Here is a 21,291-nt window from a genome sequence, read left to right as displayed (position 1 = left end):
CCTTTTTGCATGGCTTGTGAGTCGATCGTAGTCAGTGGCGTGGGTGTCCGATTCGTCCAAGCAGACTAGGGGGTATCCCGCACCGCCGCCCTCCCGGCAGTGGCGACGGATGCACATGGCAGAGATGCCAGCCGAAGATCGGCGCCTGCGTACAGCCGCGCCAACGGTGCGACGCAATGCGCCAGGCTCGATGGCACCAGCCATAGCGACTGCGCGCTCAGCAAGCCCCACAGGTGGGCCAGCAGCAGGTTTGCGCGCTGCGGATCGGGCAGCCATGACCGCAGCCGCTCGCATGCATATTCAGCGCGCTGCAGCACGTGCGCACGCAGCGGGCAGAGCTCACAGTCTTCCGTGCAGCGGTGCTGTACCACCGCAGACAGCAAGTTCGCATGCGGCGCCAGCGCATCGCCATCGAGCAGCGCTGCAAGCAAGCGCTCGAGCTGCCCCGGCGCGTCCGCATCACAACGCGCGAGCCGCAGCGAGATCTCGACCTCGGCATCGGTCAGCAAGGCGCGAAACAGTTCGGCCCGGGACCGGAAATGCCCGTAGATGGCGCCGCGCGTCATGCCAATGGTGCGTGCGACCTCTTCCAGCGTGACGCAGTGCGCGCCGCGCTCCCGGATTACCTGCCAGGCGCTGGCAAGGACCCGTTCGCGCGTCATGGCCGCATCCTCGCGGCGGCGGCGGCCCATGGCTGCGCGCGCCTTATACGAAGTGAAGATCGTCGGGCCCCCAGTAGGCCCGCATGCTGCGGATGCGACCATCGGCGCCGAAGGTCATGACGTCCGTCACGTCGATGCGGGCCGGGCGCCCTTCCATGCGCACATGAACCGAGAACGTGAGCGCGGCGGCATCGCCATGCGAACCGCGCGGTGGCGCCATCACTTCCAGCCGTGCGCCCAGCGAGGTGGTGTGCCGGTAGAACGCGCGGATCGCGTCGCGTCCGGCAATCACCTCCCCGCCGACCGGGTCCTCAACGGTCGCATCGTCGGCATACAGCGCGGCAACGCCTTGCGCGTCTGCGGCGTTGAAACGTTCCACGTATTGCAGCAGCGTGGCTTTCCTGGTGGCGTTGTCAACCATCATGGTTCTCCTGAGCGGTTCAGCGGGCCGTTGCCGTATCGGCCAGGAAGCCGAGGCACTCGCGGTTGAAGTAGTCCGCGTGCTCGACCATTACCCAATGGCCGCAGCGGTTGATCATCACGAAGCGCGCATCGGCGCAGCCGGCGAGGAACTTCATGGCGCCGCCCGCGGGATTGAACTGGTCTTCGGTGCCCCAGAAGCCCAGCACCGGGCACTGGATCTCGCCAAGCCGCTCGGTCAGGTTCGGCACACGCATGGTCGACAAGACCTCGCGCGGCTGTTCGCGGCACACGGCCATGCGTTCGTCGACCAGCGCGTCGGTCACAAGGCTGGCGTCGTGGACCAGCAGCTGCAGCAGTTGCCGCATGGTGTCCGGGTTCATGTGCCCGCCGGTGAACAGCGACACCATGCGCTGGATGCCGGCCATCTGGAAATAGGTCTCGCGCTCTTCGACACCGCCCGGCGCCATCATCACGAGCCGGCTGACATGCTCCGGATAATCGAGCGCGTACTGCAGCGCAATCGCGCCGCCGAGCGAATTGCCGACCAGCACGCAGCGCGGCAGTTCCAGCGCCAGCAGTTGTTCGCGCAGTGCGGCGACGAAGAAGTCCAGCGTGTATTCGACGTCATCCGGCTTGGACGACAGCCCGTAGCCCGGCAGGTCCACCACCACGGTGCGGAAACCCGCCGCGCCAAACGACGGCACGTTGTGGCGGAAGTTGCTGTGGCCGCTCGCGCCCGGGCCGCTGCCATGGATGAATACCACGGGCTCGCCACTGCCCGTATCCAGGCAGTGCAGCCGCAGGCCCGCGGCCGTGGTGATGAAGCGTCCCATCGGCAGCGATGGGTGCAGCGACGAAGGCGTGGCGGCTGGCGTGGCCGGCTGTGACGTAGCGGACATGATGGCGTCTCCCGTTGTAGTGGCGACGATAGTGCTGGGCGGGCGCGCGCCGGGCATCGTTCATTCGGACTACGATCGGCATGGCCGCTTCTCCTACGATGGGCGCTCCAATGAGAGGGAGAGCACCCATGACGGAATTCGACTACACCGGCCAGAGCGTTCTGGTAACGGGCGGCATGCGCGGCATCGGCCGCGCGATCAGTGAAGCCTTCCTGCGCGCCGGGGCGCAGGTCTGGGTATGCGGGCGCACCGCGCCTGCGAGCCGCGACGAGTTGCCGCGTGCCGATGGCCGCGCAGCGCATTTCATCGCGGCCGACATTCGCGATATGGAGCAGGTCGAGGCCATGCTCGCGCAGATTGCGCAGGACAGCCCGACGCTCGACGTGGTGGTCCACAACGCTGGCGGTTCGCCGTTCGCGATGGCCGCCGACGCCTCGCCGCGGCTACTTGAATCGGTGATCCGGCTGAACCTGGTGGCACCTCTGCAACTGGCGCAGCGTACCAACGCGCGCATGCAGCAGCAGGCAACGGGCGGCACGCAGCTTTTCATCGGCAGCATCAGCGCGCTGCGGCCATCGCCGGGCACCGCGGCCTATGGCGCCGCCAAAGCCGGCATTCTCAACGCGGTGCGCACTCTCGCGGTGGAATGGGCGCCCAAGGTGCGCGTGGTCGCAGTGAGCCCGGGGCTGACGCTGACCGAGACATCGCAGCAGCAGCATTACGGTGACCCGGAAGCGCTGCGTGAAGTGGCTGAAACCGTACCACTGGGCCGGCTCGCGAACCCTCAGGACATTGCCAGTGCGTGCCTGTTCTTCGCCTCGCCGCACGCCTCCTATGTGTCGGGCGCGAACCTCGTTATCGACGGTGGCGGCGAGCGGCCGGCGTTCCTGGGCGCGGCATCGGTGAACCATTCGTGAGCGCTGCGGCTTGGGGAATCCGCCTAGTCCGTTCTGCCGATTTGTGCACTGCCTCCTCTCACTACGCTTGCGCCTAGTCCACTTCGTCCGAGAAAGCGCACCCGGGCGGCTGTGCATCGAGGCCGCAGGCTAGGCGCAAACCGCAGCAATAGCGGGCTATTGCGAGCATTTGCAACGACGCATGCGGCCTCGAGGCGCAGTAGAACGGGGGTGCTCTTCGACTGACGCAGTGGACTAGCGAGCGCTAATCGAAGTGTCAGGCAATGAACCATCACCGATACCAAGGGGAGACAACCATGCACATTCCACGATCCTGCCCACTGCCGGCGAAACCAGCGCGCTTGCGCAAACTGCGGCCGATCGCCGCTGCCGCGGCGCTGACCACCTTGCTGGCCTCAGGCGCCCAGGCAGGCGAAACCATCGATCTCGGCCACGACACCACGCTTGACTACAGCGTCACGGCCAGCTACGGCGCTGCCGTGCGCACCGGTACGCAGAGCAACACGCTGCTGAGCCCCGCCAACATCAACGGCGACGACGGCAACCGCAACTTCAAGCGCGGCGACATGACCGCCAATCGCGTCTCGCTGCTGGGCGAAGCCCACGTCAAGCACGACGCATTCGGCGCGCTGGTGCGCGGCAGCGTGTTCTACGACTGGGCCTACAGCGGCACCAACTCGAACAACGCGCCAGGCACGGTCAACCACAGCGGCCCGTTCAACGAGTTCACGGGTTCCGCGCGTGACTACCACGAGTCCCGAGCGCAGTTGCTTGACGCCTATGTCTACGGTGCAGTGCCGATCGAAAGCACGCAACTCAGCTTCAAGCTCGGCAACCAGGTAGTGGCCTGGGGGGAGAGCCTGTTCTTCGCCAACATCGCCGGCGCGCAAGGGCCTGCGGATGCGACCAAGGCGTTCGTGCCGGGCGCGGAAGTGAAGGACATCCTGCTGCCCGTGCCGCAGGCATCGGTGCAGTGGCAGGTCACGCCGGCGTTCAGCCTGATGGGCTATTACCAGTTCACGTTCAAGCCCAACCAGCTCTTCGCGCCGGGCAGCTACTTCAGCACGTCGGACATCGTCGGTCCGGGCGCGGAGTTCATCATCGGGCCGGGCTTCCGCATTCCGCGCGGCCCCGACATCTCGCCGTCCGACTGGGGCCAGTGGGGTATCGGCGGTCGCTTCCGGGTGTTCGAAGACACCGAAATCGGCCTCTACCAGCTGCGCTACCACGACAAGAACCCGAGCGTCGTGACCTCGCTGTTCCCGACGCTGCAGTACCAGCAGAAGTACTTCGGCGGCATCAACCTCACCGGTGCGAGTTTCTCGACGCAGCTGGCCGGCGCTAACGTCGCGGGTGAAGTGAGCTACAAGGACGGCGTACCGATGCTGGTCGACGTGGCCGGCTCGCCCACCGCATCTCGTGGCAAGGCGCTGCAGGCACAGCTGTCCGCGATCTACGCGATCGGGCCGACCTTCCTGGCCAACTCGCAGACGCTGCTCGGTGAAATTGCCTACTTGCACGTGATAGGCGTGGATTCGGTGATGGGCTTTGACAAGCTGTCGAACACGCGCAATTCCGCAGCGTTCCAGGTCGGTTGGTCGCTCACCTACAACAACGTGTTCGATGGCTGGGACCTGACGGTGCCGCTCACGTATGCGCAGCAGTTCAGCGGCAACGCCGCCGTTGCCGGTGCGTTCGGCACGCTGATGGGATACGGCGACAAGCGTGCCAGCGTTGGCCTCACGTTCAAGTACCTGAACAACCTGGAGCTCAACCTGACCTATGCCGCGTTCATCGGTGGCGCAAGCATCGCCAACCGTCCGCTGGCTGACCGCGACTACGTGGCCTTCAACGCCAAGTATTCCTTCTGACCCGCGTGCGCCGCGGCGGCTTCACGCCGCGGCTGCATCGACCGAATTCCCCTTCCCCCATGACAGCCGATCTGATCACCTCGCTCAGCAACGAACTTCACCATGCGCTCGTCACGCGCTTGCCCGTGCCGCCCCTGAGCGGCCGTGGACTGAGCCTGGGCATCAACGACGCCTACCGCATCCAGCAAGGATTCATTGCGCACCGGCTCGCGGCCGGCGACCGCATCACGGGCAAGAAGATCGGCGTGACCAGCCAGGCCGTGCAGCAAATGCTCGATGTCCACCAGCCGGATTTCGGCATCCTGCTGCAGAGCATGCACTATGCCGAAGGCCTGCCGATTCCCACCGACACGCTGATCCAGCCTCGCGCCGAAGGCGAGATCGCGTTCTTCCTGCGGCGCGACTTGCGCGGTCCCGGCGTCACGCGCGACGATGTGCTCGATGCCACTGAGGCCGTCGCGGCTTGCTTCGAGATCGTCGATTCGCGCATCCGGGACTGGCGCATCCGCATCGAGGACACCGTTGCCGACAACGCCTCGTGCGGCGTCTACGTGCTCGGCGACGAGCGTATCAGTCCGCACGCGCTGAACCTGGCTGCTTGCGCCATGACGCTCGAAAAGAACGGCGAATGCGTGGCCACGGGATCAGGCAGCGCCGCGCTGGGCCACCCCGCCGATGCGGTGGCGTGGCTGGCCAACACGCTTGGCAGCTTCGGCATTCCACTACTGGCAGGCGAAACCATTCTATCGGGCTCGCTGGCGGCACTGATTCCCGTGCAAGCGGGGGACCGGTTGTCCATGCAGATCAGTGGCATCGGTAGCTGCACCGCACAATTCATCTGAAGCGCTCACAACGAGGACGCGGCAACGCTCGACGCGGCGTTGCTGCACCGCGAGGATTCCTCCAACTCGACGTTGGTCCATTACCCCGCGCGATCCAAACTTTGTAAATCCTGCACCGCGTCGCGCCTCTGATTCGGGTTGATTGGGCTGCAAGGGCAACCAGCCAATTCTTCAGGCCTTTGAAAAAGCTCCACTCCAACACGCGCAGGAACAAATGAGTCGCCCCCTGCGTCGGTACTCGTGCACCACATAGGAAATCTGCTGCATATTTCCTGCTCCACTTCCAGGCCCCGCACTATGTCAGGCACGCCAAATGCAGACGTACACGCGGGATATCTCGTCGGGTTATACCGCGCTATCCCATTTCTGGAGACACCTGGAGAACACAAATGTCAAAAGACATTGGATGCAGACCTTTGCCAGCAACAATCAGACTGGCGCCCCACGTCGTTGCAACGGCAGCGTTGCTGATGCTTTCTGCCTGCGGCGGAGGAGGCGGTGACGACAACAACGCCGGTAACCACCCGGCGACTCCGGTGTCGTGCGAAAACATGCCCGGCAGGACCGTTTCGGCCAGCAACATCGGCTTGCCGACCAAAGGAGCGACCGTCAACGATGCGGTCAAGGTGCCTGCGTCAGGTGGCGGCCAGCTTGGCACTGGCGAGTATTGCAAGGTGACCGGCACGATTACCTCCGTTGACCCGACTGCGCCGGCGATCAAGTTCGAGGTCGACATGCCTGCGAGCTGGAACCAGAAAGTGGTCATGTTTGGCGGCGGCGGCTACGACGGCACCATCCCCAACACGGCAGGCAATGTGCCCGCCGGCCCGACTGACCAGCCCACGCCGCTTGCGCGCGGCTATGCCACCTTCGCCAGCGATTCGGGCCACCAGGCCGGTGCGCTAGGCAGCCGCGACGGCTCGTTCGGCACCAATGACGAAGCCCTGCGCAATTTCGCCGGCGACGCGCTGAAGAAGACCCGCGACGTTGCGGTGGCGCTGATCCAGATGCACTACGCCGCCGATGGCCCGAAGAAGGCCTACTTCGCGGGCGGCTCGAGCGGCGGCCGCGAAGCGCTGGCGGTGGTGCAGCGCTGGCCTCAGGACTGGGATGGCGCCATCGTGCTCTATCCTGCCTGGAATGCCGCGAGCCTGGACCTGCAGTTCGGCCGTATCACCCGCGCGCTGGCCGCGCCGGGCGCCTATCCGAACCAGGCTAAGCGCAAAGTGCTCTACGACGCTGCGATTGCCGCCTGCGACAACCTCGACGGCGTGAAGGACGGTCTGATCAGCAATATTTCCGCTTGCAACGCCAACTTCGACCCATCGACGGCGATGCTGAACGGCCAACCGGTACGCTGCGCCAACGGCGGCGATACCGGCGACACTTGCCTGTCGGACGCTCAGATCAGTGCACTGAAGGTCTATAACTCCGAAATTGTCTTCGGCTATGCGCTGGGCAGCGGAGAAAAGCATTATCCGGGCTTCAACGTCTGGGGCGCGGATCTTGGCATCGCCGGAAATGCCTCCGTTCAGGCCACGGTGATCGCACTGGCACTCAACCTTGATGCCCCGGCAAACCCGATGCCGACGACTGCCCCGTACGGAAGCGTGTTCTGGGACCAGTGGGCGCGCTACTTCGTGACGCGCGACCCGACCTTCAACTCGCTCACGCTCGACCCGCAGAACCCGGGCTCGTGGCAGGACCGCATCAGCCAGCTCGCCGGCATCCAGGACGTCAACAAGACCGACCTCTCCGCGTTCAGGACCAAGGGCGGCAAGATCCTGATGGCGCACGGCATGTCTGACGTGCTGGTCAGCACGCGGTCGACAGAAGAGTATTTCACGCGCGTGCAGAGCACGATGGGCGCAGGCAATGTCAGCACGTTCATGCGTTACTACGAGATCCCAGGCTATGGTCATGCCGCGAGCTCGGTCTTCAACGCTTCGTGGGACTCGCTGACAGCGCTGGAGAACTGGGTCGAAAAGAACACGGCACCGGCCTCGCTGACGGTGAAGGACACCGTTGGTGTACCGGGCCGGACGCGACCGCTTTGCGACTATCCGAGCTGGCCTAAGTACAACGGCTCGGGCGACGTCAACGCGGCGGCGAGCTTTACCTGCGCCACGCAGTGACCTTCAGGCAGGGCCGGCCATCCAGGCCGGCTCTGCCCTTTGACCGCCAGCACCACAGGACAAGGGTGGGCCATCGGCGCAACCGAGAAGCGCATCCATTGACAATCGTCCTGAACGCCAAGCGCATCGTCGACACGCCAGCCCTCCGCGGCTGGCGCGACGCTGGCCGGCGTACGAAGACATCCGACGCGAATCTATGCTCGACTCCACCAACCCATACCTGACAGGTATGGGTTGAGACATCATTGGTCTTGGACGTTCGAGCCGCCGGGGTCCATACTTTTCTCCCTGTCTGGCCGGCGCATAAGGCCTCGTGAAAGCCCCCTTTCGGATTGGAAAATTTGCGGGGCTCGAAAATTCACCGATCCTTTACGCCGACAACCGCTACCACGACCCGCGAGTGCTGCGGGCGCTGGCAGCAGCACCATCGGACAATGGAGACAAGGCACATGATGCAAACGCGCAAAGTCGGCGACCTCAAGATCACCCGCATTCTCGAGTACGCGGGTCCGACGCACGATCCCGCCTTCCTCTTTCCCGACATCGACCGCGGCGTGCTGGACGCGAACGCGGACTGGATGGCGCCGCATCACTGGATGCCCCATATGAACAAGCTGATCGTGACGATCCAGTTCTGGGTGGTGCATGCCGGCGGCAACATCATCGTGGTTGATACCGGCGTGGGCAACTTCAAGCCACGGGCCGGCATCGCGCGCATGAACATGCTCAACACGCTGGTGCGCGAGTGGATGATTGCGGCCGGCGCCCCGCCGGAGAAAGTCACGCATGTCGTCATGACACACCTGCATGCCGATCACGTCGGCTGGAACACTACCTGGCAGGACGACCGCTGGGTCCCGACCTTTCCAAACGCGCGCTACTACATTCCCAGGGACGACTTCGTCTTCTGCGAGGAAGGACGCAACAAGGAGCCGGGTGTGGTCGACGTATTCGGCGAGTCTTTCTTCGACAGCGTGATGCCGGTCGTCAGCGAAGGCCTGGCGCAGATGATGATGCCCGGGCAGGAAATTGCCGGTTGCCTGCAGGTCGAGTCCGCGGCAGGCCATAGCCCTGGCCAGGTCGCGTTCCGTGTGCGCTCCCGGGGCGAGGAAGCAATATTCTGCGGCGATATCCTGCACAGCCCGCTGCAGATCGTGCGCCCCGACGTGAACTCCGGCTACTGCATACGCCCTGACCTGGCACGCAGCACGCGACTCGCCCTCCTCAACCAGGCCGCCGACAGTGAGGCACTGATCCTGCCGGTGCACTTTGGCGAGCCCTATTGCGGCTATGTCAGACGCGAGGGGACCGGCTTCCGCTTCGAGCCGGCCACGTGGTAAGCACGACGTGCCTGCCGCCCCGCGCCATGCGGCAGCGCGGTACAGGCAGTTGGCGGCGATTCCGCGGTGACGCGGCTATCATCGCGGGTCAGTGAATGTTCGCCGCGAGATTCGAAGAATGCCGGTTCCCTTTGACATTACCGATTTCCGCCTGTTCGTCAACGTTGCGGAAACGCGCAGCCTGACCCGCGGTGCCGAGCGATCGTTCCTGTCCGTGCCGGCCGTCAGCAACCGGATCAAGAACCTCGAAGATACGCTGGGCTTGCGCTTGCTGGAACGCTCGCCGCAGGGGGTGACGCTGACCGCCGCCGGCGAGGTCTATCTGCAGCACGCGCGCGTGGTGCTGACGGAACTGGAACGCCTGACCGGAAACCTGCAACCGTTCACCACGGGCCTGAGCGGGCAGCTCAAGCTGGTGGCCAACACCACGGCCATTACGGAATACCTGCCGCCGGTCATCGGCGACTACCTGGCCACCCACCCCGATGTGCGCATTGAAGTGCGCGAGCGCCTGAGCGACGATATCGTGCGCCTGGTACGCGAAGGCGGTACGGATCTCGGCATCATCTCGGGCAACATCCCGACCCAGGGCCTGCAATCGGTACCGTTCGTCAAGAGTTCGCTGATCGTGGTCGCTCCGCTGGGCCACCCGCTCCTGGCCGAGCGGGACGTGTGGTTCGGGCAAGTCCTGGACCACGCCTTTGTCGCGCTGCTCGAAGGCAGCGCGTTCCAGATGTTCATGACGCGCGCGGCCGGCTCTCTGCACAAGCCCATGACCATCCGCGTGCATGTCGCAAGCTACGACGCCATCTGCCGCATGGTGGCCGCGGGCGCCGGGATTGCCATCATGCCAAAGGCAGCATTCGTGCGCCTGAAGGGCCAGCAGCAGATTGGCGCTTGCAACCTGCGCGATGACTGGGCCGTGCGCACGTTCCAGGTTTGCGCGCGCGATCTGGACGGCCTGTCCAGCTTTGCACGTGAATTCGCCAATCTGCTGATCGGCCACTACGCGCCCGGCGCGGAAGGAAGCTAGCCCATGCGCCGGCCTCGCGCCGGTGGACTTAAGCCATCGCTAAGGGCGCTTGCAGAAGTCGAAATTGTGAACCGCCGGGCAGCGTGGCAACCTTGTTTCGCCAGACAACAACGAAGGCGAGACATGATTGACAAGCTCTATGGGACAGCGCGCGACGCCGTGAACGATGTGCCGGACGGTGCCACCATCGCGATCGGCGGATTCGGTGGCGCGGGCATGCCCGACGAACTGATCGATGCGCTGATCGAACACGGCGCCACTAACCTTACCGTCGTCAGCAACAACGCCGGCAATGGTGAAACCGGACTGGCCGCGTTGCTGAAGGCGCGCCGCGTTCGCAGGCTGGTGTGCTCCTTTCCGCGCCAGCGCGACGCCCACGTATTTGAAGCCCTGTACCGCGCCGGGGAGATCGAACTGGAAGTCGTTCCGCAAGGCACGCTCGCCGAACGCCTGCGCGCCGCGGGCAGCGGCATCGGCGCCTTCTACACCCCCACTGGCTATGGCACGTTGCTCGCGAAGGGCAAGGAGACGCGCGTGATCAACGAACGCGGCTACGTGCTTGAGTACCCGATCCATGTCGACGTCGCACTGATCAACGCTGCCGCTGCCGACCGCTGGGGCAATCTCGTCTACAACAAGACCGCACGCAACTTCGCCCCCGTGATGGCCATGGCCGCCAGCCAGACCATTGCCGCGGTGGCACGCATCTGCGAACTAGGTGAACTGGACCCGGAAGCCGTCGTCACGCCCGGTATCTTCGTCAGCCGCGTGGTGCTGCGCGACAGCGCTGCCATGCAGGCCAACCTCATGCACGCGAGCTGAAATCATGGACCAAGTCGCAAAGAACCTGCTGGCAGCGCGCGTGGCGCGCGATATCCCGAACGGATCGTACGTGAACCTCGGCATCGGCCTGCCGACGCTGGTCGCCAATCATCTGCCCCGGCATCGCGAAATCATCCTGCATAGCGAAAACGGCGTGCTGGGCCAATGGTCGGCCGCCGAGCCGGGGCAAGAAGATCCTGATTTGATCAACGCGGGCAAGGAACCGGTCCGGCTGGAAAAAGGCGCGGCGTTCTTCCACCATGCGGACGCCTTCGGCATGATGCGCGGCGGCCATCTTGATATCTGCGTGCTTGGCGCATTCCAGGTGTCCGGGCACGGTGATCTGGCCAACTGGCACACCGGAGACCCCGATGCCATTCCGGCGGTAGGCGGCGCTATGGACCTCGCGATCGGCGCCAGGCGCGTGTTCGTCATGATGGACCACATGACCCGCGATGGCGCGAGCAAGCTGCGCCGCCAGTGCAGTTATCCGCTGACCGGGCTGGCCTGCGTCAGCCGGGTGTACACGGAACTCGGCACCTTCGCCATCGGCCCGCAGGGCGTGGCCGTCATCGAGATCATCGGCGACATGTCGCCACAGGCACTGCAGTCGGTCACGGACGTGGAGCTTGATTTCACCACCCTGGCGACGGCCGAGCTTGCCTAGCCTTCTCTGCAGGGGCCGGCGGATCGTTCCATCCAATGCCCGGTACCGCACCTACAACGAAAAAAGACTCACCTCAGGAGACAACCATGTTTGCTTGGTACAAGGCTGGATCGCCCCAGCAGAAAAAGACATTCTGGGCCTGCTACTCCGGCTGGGCGCTGGATTCCTTCGACATGCAGATGTTCAGCTTCCTGTTGCCGGCCCTCACACTTACATGGGGCCTTACCAAGGCCGAGGTTGGCGTCCTCGGGACCGTTGCGCTGGTCGTTACCGCGATTGGCGGCTGGGGCGCCGGGATCCTGAGCGACCGTTACGGCCGCGCACGCATCCTGGTGCTGGCAATCATCTGGTTTACCTTGTTCGGCGTGCTCGCCGGCTTCGCCCAGTCTTACCAACAGCTATTGATTGCCCGTACGCTGCAGGGCCTCGGCTTCGGCGGCGAATGGGCGGTCGGGGCGGCATTGATGGCAGAAGTCATCGACTCCAGGCATCGCGGCAAGGCCATCGGCTTCGTGCAGTCCGGTTTCGCGCTGGGGTGGGCACTAGCGGTCGTCGTCGCCACATTGCTGCTGGCCTGGCTGCCCAAGGAAATGGCGTGGAGGGTGGCGTTCTGGAGCGGTATCATCCCCGCCCTCATCGTGTTGTTCATCCGGCGCCATGTCAAGGACTCTTCGATGTTCGAACGGGCACGCCAGAGCCGCGCCCCGCGCGCCTCGCTGTCCTCGGTGTTCAATCGCAAGTACGCCCGTACGCTAGCGCTGTCCAGCGTGCTGGTCATCGGCCTGCAGGCCGGCTGCTACGCCATCCTGGTCTGGCTGCCTTCCCTGCTGAACCAGCGGCAGGTCGCGGCCGGTTCGATGATCGTCACCGTATTCATCATGGCCTTCGGCTCCTTCTGCGGCTTCGCGGTGACGGCTGACCTCTCGGATCGCATCGGAAGGCGCCCTACGCTGATCCTGCTGTCTGTCTGCGCATGGATCGTGACGGTCAGCTATATGCTTTTGCCGCTGAACACCACGCTGACAGCGATTCTCGGCTTCCTGGTGGGTTTCTCCGCCATCGGCATGTTCGCCGCGCTTGGCCCGTTCCTGAGCGAACTGTTTCCTACCAATGTGCGCACCACTTGCATGGGATTCGCGTACAACGTGGGCAAGTCGATTGGAGCGGGGTCCGTCGTCGGCGTCGGCGTGCTGTCCACGCATATCGGCCTGGCCAACGCCATGGGCACGTTCTGCCTGGTCGCTTACGCCTTTGCGGTATTCGGCATCATGCTGCTGCCCGAGACGCGCGGCATCGCGATCGAGAACATCGGCGAAGCCGATGCGCACTCTCCCGCCGCACCGCTGGCCCAGCCGGCAAGCGCTCGATCCTGAATGGCGCCGCGCCAGCACCGGCGGCTGATACAAACGAACACCAACACATCGACAGAGGAGCCAACATGATTCGCTTGCTGTACCTGCTGGTCAAACCAGCCGGCATGTCCGACGAGACGTTCCGCGCGGAGTGCCTGCGCCATTACGAGATGTCGCACGATGTGCCGGGCCTGCACAAGTATGAAGTCCGACTCGTCGCCGAGCAGCCCACTGACACTCACGTGCCCTTCTTTGATATCGGCCATGTCGATGCGATCGGCGAATGCTGGTTCAAGGATGACGCCGCCTATGCGACGTACATGGCCTCGGACATCCGCAAGGCCTGGTTCGAGCACGGCAAGACCTTCATCGGCCAACTCAAGCCCTTCCGTACCGCGCCAGTCGCCGGCGATGAACCGGCAAGCTGAGCGCTTCGGCGTCCAGGACATTCCACACAAGGAGACCCCATGCTTTACTGCGTACAGATGGAAGTGAATATCCCCGATTCCCTGCCGGCAGATCGCGCCGAAGCCATCAAGACCGCCGAAAGGGCGCGTGCCATCGAGATCCAGAAAGCCGGAAAGTGGCCGCACCTGTGGCGCGTGGCCGGGCGCTACGCGAATATCAGCGTATTCGACGTGGACAGCCACGACGAGCTTCACGAACTGCTGTCGTCGTTGCCGCTGTTCCCGTACATGAACATTCAGGTCACACCGTTGGCTCGCCATCCTTCGGCTGTTTGATCGCGCGGAACGAACGCCATAAGGGGCACGATGCCACGCTTGCGTGGCATCGCCCTGGCTGGACCCCGGCATCTCGAAGCGGTGAACTTCCTGCCTAAACCAACCGCGCCCCCGGCCACGCCCCCGACATCACGATACTGCGCACCGACTGCCGAACCGTCTGCATGATGTCCCACAACTCCGGCACGACTGCACGATTGCGCGCCGTTGTCAGGGCCACCTGCCGCGTGACGACAGGATCCACCACGCGCGCCGAATGCAGCCGGCCCTGCGCAACGCGATCGGCCACCGCGGCGAACGGCAGCAACGTTGCGCCGCATCCGTCTTCCACGAGCCGCATCGACACCGTATTCGAAGCATCGCATTCCATTGCCATGTTCAGCGTGGTGCCGACGCGCGTGGCGAGCGATTCGGCCAGCACGCGCAGGCCGTTGGCAGTGCTCGGCAGGATCAGCGGAATCTCGCCGAGGCGCCGCGCCGGGAACGTCGGGCCCAGATGGCTCCACGATGTCGGCGTGACCAGCGTCAGATCTTCTTCCAGCAGCACATCCACCTTCAGTGCGCCCTGTTGTTCCGGCAGGTAGAGCAAGGCCACGTCGATCTCTCCGGCGGCCAGCCAGGCTAGTACCGGACTGGCCAGCCCTTCGACAAAGCGAAGTTTCGTCGCCGGGAAACGTGCCTTGAGCGCGGTGCCGATGGCCGCAAAAGCGGTATTGGCAATGGTGGGCTGCGCGGCGATGACCAGTTGCGCCGGCCCTTGCGCGGCCGAAGCGCGCACGGCGTCGCGCGCCTCGGTTAGCGTGGCCGCCACTTGCCGCGCGTAGCCGAGCAGCGTGCCGCCCGCTTCGGTCAGCACCACGCCGCGTCCGCTGCGATGAAACAGCCGCGTATCGAGTGCGGCTTCAAGCCGTGCGATCTGGCGGCTTACCGTCGACTGGTCCGCACCAAGTTCCAGCGCGGCGCGCGAGATGCTTTGCGCGTTGGCCACGCAGACAAAGCTCGCCAGGTCGTCGGAATTCAGCGCGGACGTCATCGCGGCATCAGGCCTTTTTCGGCGTATCGCCAATGGCAAAACTCGACAGATGCTCGATGGCCTTGACCAGCCCTGAATGATCCCAGCCAGCCCCGCCCTGCGCCACGCAGACGTTGAACAGTTGCTGGGTCGATGCCGTATTCGGCAAGCCCAGCCCAAGCTGCTTTGCCGTCGACAGCGCCAGGTTCAGGTCCTTCTGGTGCAGCTCGATGCGGAAGCCCGGATTGAACGTGCGCTGGATCATCCGTTCACCGTGGACTTCCAGGATCTTCGAACTGGCAAAACCGCCCATCAAGGCCTGGCGCACGCGTGCCGGGTCGGCGCCGGCCTTGGCGGCCAGCACCAGTGCCTCGCTGACAGCCTCGATCGTTAGCGCCACGATCACCTGGTTGGCCACCTTGGCCACCTGCCCGTCACCGGCATTGCCCACCAGCGTGATGTTCTTGCCCATCAGCTGCAGCAAAGGCAGCACCTTGTCGAACACATCCTGCTTGCCGCCGGCCATGATCGACAGCGTGGCGGCCTTCGCGCCCACCTCGCCGCCGGACACCGGTGCGTCCACATAGTTGCAGCCGAGCTTCTCGATCTTCGCCGCGAATTCGCGGGTCTCGATCGGCGAGATCGAACTCATGTCCACGACGATCTTGCCCGCGCTCAGGCCCTCGGCCACGCCATTCTTGTCGAACAGCACGCGGGCCACATCGGGCGTGTCCGGCAGCATCAGGAAAATGACTTCGGCCTGCCGGGCCACATCCGCGGCACTGGAGCAGGATTGCATGCCCTTGTCGAGCAGTTCCTGCGGCACGCCGCTGCGCGTGTGCGCATAGACGATATGGCCGCCCGCCTGCAGGTGTTCCGCCATGGGCTTGCCCATGACACCGAGTCCGATGAATCCGATCTTGCTCATGTCTGTGTCCGGTTGAAGTCGTGTCAGGACGCGAAACGCTCGCGCAGCGCGCGCGCCGCATCGCGCAACAGTACGTGATCCAGTCCGACGGCGACGAAATGCGCACCCATGTCAAGGTAGCGGCGCGCGTCGGCCTCCACGGGTGTCAGGGTGCCGATGGCCTTCCCAGCGTGGTTGGCCGCATCGCAGATCTGCCGCACGGCCGCCTGCACATCGGGATGGTTCGGGTTGCCAAGGTGGCCATAGGCTGCAGCCAGGTCATTCGGGCCAATGAAGATGCCATCGACGCCAGGCTCCGCGCAGATCTCCGCAACCGCTTCCACACCCTTGCGGCTTTCGATCTGCACCAGCACGCAGATATTGTCGTTGATGGTCTTGAAGAAGTCCGGCAGCGTGCCGAAGCGGTTCTGCCGCTGCACGCCCGACACGCCGCGAATGCCGTCAGGCGGATAGCGCGTGGCCCGCACCGCGCGGCGCGCTTCCTCGGCCGATTCCACGAACGGGATCAGGAAGTTATAGAAGCCGATATCGAGCAGGCGCTTGATCATGACGGGGTCGTTCCACGGCGGCCGCACCACGGGCGCGCTGACGCTGTCCTTGAGCGCCATGAGCTGCGGCGCGAGTGTCAGCACGTCGTTGGGCGAATGCTCGCCGTCGAGCAGCAGCCAGTCGAAGCCGGCCAGGCCAATGATCTCGCTGGTCACGGGCTGGCCCAGCGAACTCCACAAGCCGATCAGGCGCTTGCGCGCCAGGATGTCGGCGCGAAACCGGTTGGGCAGCGGATGGATCTGGGGCAGATGCGGGATAACGGAGGGAGTGGTCATCGTCGGGATTCCTGTTCATTCGGCCGCGAGCGCGGAAAGTGGACCGGGCGACTTGCCGCGTGCCTGCAACACGCGCGCGGCGGCATCGTCGAGCTGGGAAAGCGTGCCGCTGTCCACGGGGATGAATTCGGCACGGGCCTGGCGCCATGCGCGCTCGGGGTCGCCAGGCAGCCGGATGGCGTCGTTGCCTGGCTGCTGCCGCGATGCCTTCATCCACTCGACGAACGCTTCCACTTCATGGCCGAACGTGGTGCTGCTGCCAAGCCGCGCCGGATCGAAAATGATCGCCAGCATGTTGTTCCAGACCGCGTGCTCATGCGTGAGCGTTTCCGGCCGGATCGTGTGGCCGCCAGTCACGGCCGCGCCCAGCAGTTCGCACATCACGGCGAGCACATAGCCCTTGTGCTCGCCGAACGTGCGCAGCGCGCCTTGCGGCGTGCCCGGGGGCGGGAACATGACGCCGGGATCGGCGGTGGGATAGCCGTTCGCGTCCATCAGGCAGCCCGGCGGCACAGGCACGCCCTTGTTGTTGGCCACGCGCACCTTGCCCAGCGCAATGGCGCTGGTGGCAAAGTCCAGCACCAGCGGCGGCTGGCCGGGCACCGGCACGCCGATCGTGAACGGATTGGTGCCGAAGCGCGGATCGTAGCCGCCATGCGGCGCGACGATCGGCTTGGACAGCACGTTCACGAAGTGGATCGAGATCATGCCGGCCGCAGTGGCCTGCTCCGCCCAGTGTCCCACGCGGCCCAGATGGTGCGAACGGCGCAGCCCCAGCACGCATACGCCATGATCCTGCGCCCGTTCGATGCCCAGCCGCATGGCCTGTTCGGTCACGGCCTGGCCCATGCCGCGGTTGCCGTCGAGGCTCAGGATGCCGCCCGACTCGTGCACCACGCTGACCTGCTGGTTCAGCTGCAGCTGGTCGGCCTGCCACGACATCACGTACTTGGGGATCATCCCCACACCGTGCGAATCGTGGCCTGACAGGTTGGCGCCGACCAGGTGATCAGCGGTCAGCGCAGCTTCGCGTTCATCGGACCCGGCGGCCAGCCAGAGGTCGACCACCCACTGATGCAGTCCGGCGGTCGGAATTCGGTGATTACTCATGCTGGCTCCGCGTGACAAGGCGCGGCCAGTACCGGCCGCATCCCGAGATGTGAAAAATGCATCCTGTGTCTCCTGTTCGCGCGAATATTCGGGTGCGCCGGTGCGGTATCGTTATGGCTTCGAGTGACGGCCTCCGGCTACAAACCCAAGGCAGACCGCGCGTTTCCGTGTCGTTTCCATGCAAGACCCAGCAGCAAATCTACACGGACAGCACCTCGCCGACTTGCAGAAATCGCATAACAGAAATGCACGATAGGCCGCACAACCCCGCGCGTCAAACGGAACAATTGCAGACATTCATCCGACCAGACCTCGCCATGACCTCCACTCCTGCCCAGGCCGCCCGCACCGGCGGCCGCGTTCTTGTCGACCAACTGCGCATCCATGGCACCGAACGCATCTTCTGTGTGCCGGGCGAGAGCTTTCTCGACGTGCTCGACGCGCTGCACGACCAGCCAGCCATCGATCTCGTCGTCTGCAAGCACGAGGGCGCAGCCGCAAACATGGCCGAGGCCGACGGCAAGCTGACTGGCCGCCCCGGCATCTGCTTCGTGACGCGCGGACCGGGCGCCACGCATGGCAGCATCGGCGTGCATATCGCCCGGCAGGACTCGACGCCGATGATCCTGTTCGTGGGCCAGATCGCGCGGGAGCACAAGGGCCGGGAGGCGTTCCAGGAAGTGGACTACGCCGCAGTGTTTGGCTCGATGGCCAAGTGGGCGGCCGAGATCGACGATCCGGCCCGGATTCCGGAGATGGTGGCACGTGCGTTCCAGGTCGCCACATCGGGCCGGCCCGGCCCCGTGGTGCTGGCGCTGCCGGAAGACGTGCTCGACGGCCTCGTGAATTGCGCCGATGCCGCGCCGTACCGGCCGGTTGCCGCCGCACCGCGTGCCGAGGATGCCAACGCGCTGGCCACTGCCCTGCGCGCCGCGCAGCGTCCGCTGGTCATTGCCGGTGGCGCGAACTGGACCGAGCAAGCGACCAGCGATTTCGCCGCTTTCGTCAGGGCGTGGGATTTGCCGGTCGCCTGTGCCTTCCGCCGCCAGGACGTGATCGACAACCGCGATCGGCACTACGTCGGCCACCTGAGCCTGGGCGTCAACCCGAAGCTGGCCGAACGCGTGAAGACGGCCGACCTGATCGTGGCCGTCGGCACGCGGCTCGGCGATATCGCGACAGACGGCTACACGATGCTGCAGGTACCGGTGCCGACGCAGAAACTTGTGCATATCCATGCGGACAGCGCGGAACTGGGGCGCGTGTACCAGGCCGCGCTGCCGATCCACGCGGGCGTGGCGCCCGCCGCCGCAATGCTGGCCGCCCTGCCCGCGCCGGCTACCGCGCCGTGGAAGGACTGGACCGCCGGCGCGCGTGCCGACCACGAGGGGTTCGTCGCGCCACCGACGCCCCATGCCGAACTGACCGGCGTCGATATGATCGCGGCAATGTCGCACCTGAGCCAGGTCTTGCCCGAGGATGCCGTCGTGACCAACGGCGCCGGCAACTACGCGGTCTGGCTGCACCGCTTCTACACCTACAAGCAGTCACGCACGCAACTGGCGCCGACCTGCGGCGCCATGGGCTATGGCTTGCCGGCAGCCATCGCGGCCAAGCTGCGCCATCCGGAAAAAACGGTGCTCTGCCTGGCCGGCGACGGCTGCTTCCTGATGTATCCGCAGGAAATCGCCACGGCCGCCGCGCATGGCGTGAACCTGGTCGTGATCGTGGTGAACAACGGCATGTACGGCACGATCCGGATGCACCAGGAACGCCGCTACCCGGGCCGCCAGAGCGGCACGACCATCGTCAACCCGGATTTTGTGGCCATGGCCAGGTCATGCGGTGCCTGGGCCGAGCGCGTGGAACGGACGGAAGACTTTGCGGCGGCATTCGAGCGTGCCCGTCAGGCGGGCAAGCCAGCCGTGCTGGAACTGGTGACCGACCCACTGCAGATTACGCCTGCGATGCGGGTCAGCGATCTGCCGCAATAAGGCATATCGGGCCGGGCAACCTGACCCCGCGGGTCACGGTCCCGGCCGCAGCGCGGTCAGCCAGGCTGTTCGTCGTCGGTCGACTCCTGGAGCAAATGCCCGTACGCATCGATTTCCTTCTGCGTGCGTGCCTCGCTTTCCGCGATCTTCTCGGGCGTCACCTCGCCCTCGACAAACTCGACCGATACCCGCGCCACGCGCGGATCCTTGTCGACGATCCCTTGCAGGACCTTGTCGAACAGCTTTTCGCCGGCCCGCAGGCCCAGTGGCCGTGGCACGAGTACCTTGACCAGGAGGATTTCGTCCTCGCCGGCACCTTCCGCCACCTCAGCCAGCGCGGACTTCAGATAGCCCTTCAGTTTCAGGACACTCAGGTCACCGGGTACCCCCACATGCGAGAGCCGAATCGATTTCTTGGCCATGCCTTCTGCTTGAGCGTGTTGTGGAAGCCCGGAATATACCGCACGACGGACCGAAAAAAGTGCAGCGTTCCACACAACGCACGGCGATTGGCACGCTCCCCCATACATCGCACCATTCGCAAGCGACGGCAGAGTCTATTCTCGTCAAGAGCCCGACGCTTGAGACCGAGAGGGACGGCGGCTGGATCCAGCACTGGAGGGACGCGACATGTCTGCCACCCCGGGAACGCGCGATGCAGGCGATGCCAAGGGCTCCGTGAAGCGCATCACGCTTGCCTTGCAAGGCGGGGGTTCCCATGGCGCTTTTGCCTGGGGCGTGCTGGACCGCCTGCTCGAAGATGAACGGCTCGCCATCGAAGGCGTGAGCGCCACCAGTGCCGGCGCAATGAATGCCGCAGTTCTCGCATACGGCTTGCTCCAGGGCGGGCCGCCCGGCGCGCGCACGGCGCTGCACCGGTTCTGGCAAGACGTTTCCAGCACCGCACGGCTTTACAGCCCGTTCCGCAAGCTGCCATGGGAGATCTGGATGCGTGGCGGCTACGGGCTCGACAACTCACCGATGTACGTGATGACGGACCTGCTGCTGCGCGTACTCTCCCCCTACCAGTTCAATCCGCTCAACCTCAACCCGCTGAGCGACGTCCTGGCCCGCCATGTGGATTTTGACGCCCTGCGCCACGATTGCCCGATCCAGCTCTTCTTGTGCGCGACCAATGTCGAGACCGGCAAAGTGCGCCTGTTTTCGCGCGAGGAAATCAGCCTGAAAGCCGTATTGGCCTCGGCCTGCCTGCCGTCGCTGTTCCAGGCCGTGGAAATCGACGGCCAGCACTATTGGGACGGCGGCTATGTCGGCAACCCAGCGATCTTTCCGCTGATCTACCACTGCACCACGCGCGATGTGGTGATCGTCCATATCAATCCGATCGTGCGCAAGGGCGTACCGAAAACCACGGCGGAGATTCTCAACCGCATCAATGAAGTCAGCTTCAATTCTTCATTGATCCGAGAGCTCCGTGCGATCAGCTTCGTCACCACCCTGATCCAGGAAGGCAAGGTGGACCGGGCCGACATGAAGGAGATGCTGATCCACGCGATCCGCTCGGACAAGATCATGGCCGGGCTGGGCGTGTCCAGCAAACTCAATGCGGACTGGGACTTTCTCTGCCACCTGCGCGACCAGGGGCGCAATGAAGCGGAGCATTGGTTGGCGCAGAACTACAGCGCCATTGGGGAACGCTGCAGCGTCGATCTGCGCGAAGAGTTCCTTTGAGAGCGCTCAGTTCGTCCAAGCCGGC

Annotated in this window: 21 protein-coding genes; 13 read left to right on the top strand and 8 right to left on the bottom strand. The window is 64.8% G+C overall.

The annotated features are described in order from the left end of the window. Nucleotides 1-65 precede the first annotated feature (65 nt). Genes K2O51_RS20300 through K2O51_RS20290 form a run of 3 tightly spaced genes read right to left on the bottom strand, consistent with a single transcriptional unit; the run spans nt 66 to nt 1,984 of the window. Nucleotides 66-692 (bottom strand): TetR family transcriptional regulator, encoded by a 627-nt coding sequence (locus K2O51_RS20300; protein ID WP_220631557.1) that lies wholly within the window; start codon nt 690-692, stop codon nt 66-68. Between the two features lie 13 nt (nt 693-705). Next, on the bottom strand, nt 706-1,083 hold the full coding sequence (locus K2O51_RS20295) for a nuclear transport factor 2 family protein (RefSeq protein ID WP_220631665.1): 378 nt from the start codon (nt 1,081-1,083) through the stop codon (nt 706-708). 19 nt (nt 1,084-1,102) lie between these two features. Beyond that, nucleotides 1,103-1,984, bottom strand: a complete 882-nt coding sequence (locus K2O51_RS20290; RefSeq protein WP_011297679.1) for an alpha/beta fold hydrolase — start codon at nt 1,982-1,984, stop codon at nt 1,103-1,105. A gap of 128 nt (nt 1,985-2,112) precedes the next feature. Between K2O51_RS20290 and K2O51_RS20285 the strand changes: the two genes are divergently transcribed. The 11 genes from K2O51_RS20285 to catC all read left to right on the top strand — a co-directional run bounded on the left by K2O51_RS20285 (nt 2,113) and on the right by catC (nt 13,706). Continuing rightward, on the top strand, nt 2,113-2,901 hold the full coding sequence (locus K2O51_RS20285) for an SDR family oxidoreductase (RefSeq protein WP_220631556.1): 789 nt from the start codon (nt 2,113-2,115) through the stop codon (nt 2,899-2,901). A gap of 296 nt (nt 2,902-3,197) precedes the next feature. Continuing rightward, nucleotides 3,198-4,772, top strand: a complete 1,575-nt coding sequence (locus tag K2O51_RS20280) for a DUF1302 domain-containing protein (RefSeq protein WP_011297677.1) — start codon at nt 3,198-3,200, stop codon at nt 4,770-4,772. A 59-nt stretch (nt 4,773-4,831) separates the two neighbouring features. Continuing rightward, complete coding sequence (dmpE, locus tag K2O51_RS20275) at nt 4,832-5,614, top strand: 2-oxopent-4-enoate hydratase (protein WP_011297676.1); 783 nt, start codon at nt 4,832-4,834, stop codon at nt 5,612-5,614. Nucleotides 5,615-6,003: 389 nt separating this feature from the next. Further along, nucleotides 6,004-7,749: a tannase/feruloyl esterase family alpha/beta hydrolase gene (locus tag K2O51_RS20270; protein ID WP_011297675.1), complete on the top strand. Its 1,746-nt coding sequence runs from the start codon at nt 6,004-6,006 to the stop codon at nt 7,747-7,749. Between the two features lie 449 nt (nt 7,750-8,198). Further along, nucleotides 8,199-9,089, top strand: coding sequence for an MBL fold metallo-hydrolase (locus tag K2O51_RS20265; protein ID WP_011297674.1), 891 nt, complete (start codon nt 8,199-8,201; stop codon nt 9,087-9,089). 118 nt (nt 9,090-9,207) lie between these two features. Beyond that, the gene (locus tag K2O51_RS20260) at nt 9,208-10,122 is read left to right on the top strand and encodes a LysR substrate-binding domain-containing protein (protein ID WP_011297673.1); all 915 of its coding nucleotides are present in this window, start codon (nt 9,208-9,210) and stop codon (nt 10,120-10,122) included. A gap of 123 nt (nt 10,123-10,245) precedes the next feature. After that, a complete protein-coding gene (locus K2O51_RS20255) occupies nt 10,246-10,944 on the top strand; it encodes a 3-oxoacid CoA-transferase subunit A (RefSeq protein WP_011297672.1) in 699 nt (232 codons plus the stop codon). Between the two features lie 4 nt (nt 10,945-10,948). Beyond that, complete coding sequence (locus K2O51_RS20250) at nt 10,949-11,611, top strand: 3-oxoacid CoA-transferase subunit B (protein ID WP_011297671.1); 663 nt, start codon at nt 10,949-10,951, stop codon at nt 11,609-11,611. Between the two features lie 86 nt (nt 11,612-11,697). Further along, complete coding sequence (locus K2O51_RS20245; RefSeq protein ID WP_011297670.1) at nt 11,698-12,984, top strand: MFS transporter; 1,287 nt, start codon at nt 11,698-11,700, stop codon at nt 12,982-12,984. Nucleotides 12,985-13,049: 65 nt separating this feature from the next. Next, nucleotides 13,050-13,391 carry a 4-carboxymethyl-4-methylbutenolide mutase MmlI gene (gene mmlI, locus K2O51_RS20240; protein WP_011297669.1) on the top strand — a complete coding sequence of 114 codons (342 nt, stop codon included), beginning with the start codon at nt 13,050-13,052 and terminating at the stop codon, nt 13,389-13,391. A 39-nt stretch (nt 13,392-13,430) separates the two neighbouring features. Then, a complete protein-coding gene (gene catC, locus K2O51_RS20235) occupies nt 13,431-13,706 on the top strand; it encodes a muconolactone Delta-isomerase (RefSeq protein WP_011297668.1) in 276 nt (91 codons plus the stop codon). A gap of 94 nt (nt 13,707-13,800) precedes the next feature. On the opposite strand, the gene K2O51_RS20230 is transcribed toward catC, so the two are convergent. Genes K2O51_RS20230 through K2O51_RS20215 form a run of 4 tightly spaced genes read right to left on the bottom strand, consistent with a single transcriptional unit; the run spans nt 13,801 to nt 17,580 of the window. Further along, complete coding sequence (locus K2O51_RS20230) at nt 13,801-14,739, bottom strand: LysR family transcriptional regulator (protein ID WP_140950023.1); 939 nt, start codon at nt 14,737-14,739, stop codon at nt 13,801-13,803. A 7-nt stretch (nt 14,740-14,746) separates the two neighbouring features. Then, nucleotides 14,747-15,646: a 2-hydroxy-3-oxopropionate reductase gene (locus K2O51_RS20225; protein ID WP_011297666.1), complete on the bottom strand. Its 900-nt coding sequence runs from the start codon at nt 15,644-15,646 to the stop codon at nt 14,747-14,749. 23 nt (nt 15,647-15,669) lie between these two features. After that, a complete protein-coding gene (gene garL / locus K2O51_RS20220) occupies nt 15,670-16,470 on the bottom strand; it encodes a 2-dehydro-3-deoxyglucarate aldolase (RefSeq protein WP_011297665.1) in 801 nt (266 codons plus the stop codon). Between the two features lie 15 nt (nt 16,471-16,485). Then, nucleotides 16,486-17,580, bottom strand: a complete 1,095-nt coding sequence (locus tag K2O51_RS20215) for a malate/lactate/ureidoglycolate dehydrogenase (RefSeq protein WP_220631555.1) — start codon at nt 17,578-17,580, stop codon at nt 16,486-16,488. 317 nt (nt 17,581-17,897) lie between these two features. On the opposite strand from K2O51_RS20215, the gene K2O51_RS20210 reads away from it, so the two are divergent. After that, nucleotides 17,898-19,574, top strand: a complete 1,677-nt coding sequence (locus tag K2O51_RS20210) for a thiamine pyrophosphate-binding protein (RefSeq protein ID WP_220631554.1) — start codon at nt 17,898-17,900, stop codon at nt 19,572-19,574. Nucleotides 19,575-19,630: 56 nt separating this feature from the next. Here K2O51_RS20210 and K2O51_RS20205 read toward each other — a convergent pair whose 3' ends face one another. Beyond that, nucleotides 19,631-19,996: a hypothetical protein gene (locus K2O51_RS20205; RefSeq protein WP_011297662.1), complete on the bottom strand. Its 366-nt coding sequence runs from the start codon at nt 19,994-19,996 to the stop codon at nt 19,631-19,633. Between the two features lie 208 nt (nt 19,997-20,204). On the opposite strand from K2O51_RS20205, the gene K2O51_RS20200 reads away from it, so the two are divergent. Further along, a complete protein-coding gene (locus K2O51_RS20200) occupies nt 20,205-21,266 on the top strand; it encodes a patatin-like phospholipase family protein (RefSeq protein WP_011297661.1) in 1,062 nt (353 codons plus the stop codon). The last annotated feature ends 25 nt before the right edge of the window (nt 21,267-21,291 follow it).

It is taken from the genome of Cupriavidus pinatubonensis, from assembly GCF_019602855.1.
Taxonomy (GTDB): Bacteria; Pseudomonadota; Gammaproteobacteria; order Burkholderiales; family Burkholderiaceae; genus Cupriavidus; species Cupriavidus pinatubonensis.
The sequence above is the reverse complement of the archived record's forward strand: the minus strand, read 5'-3'. Positions and strand labels throughout refer to the sequence as shown.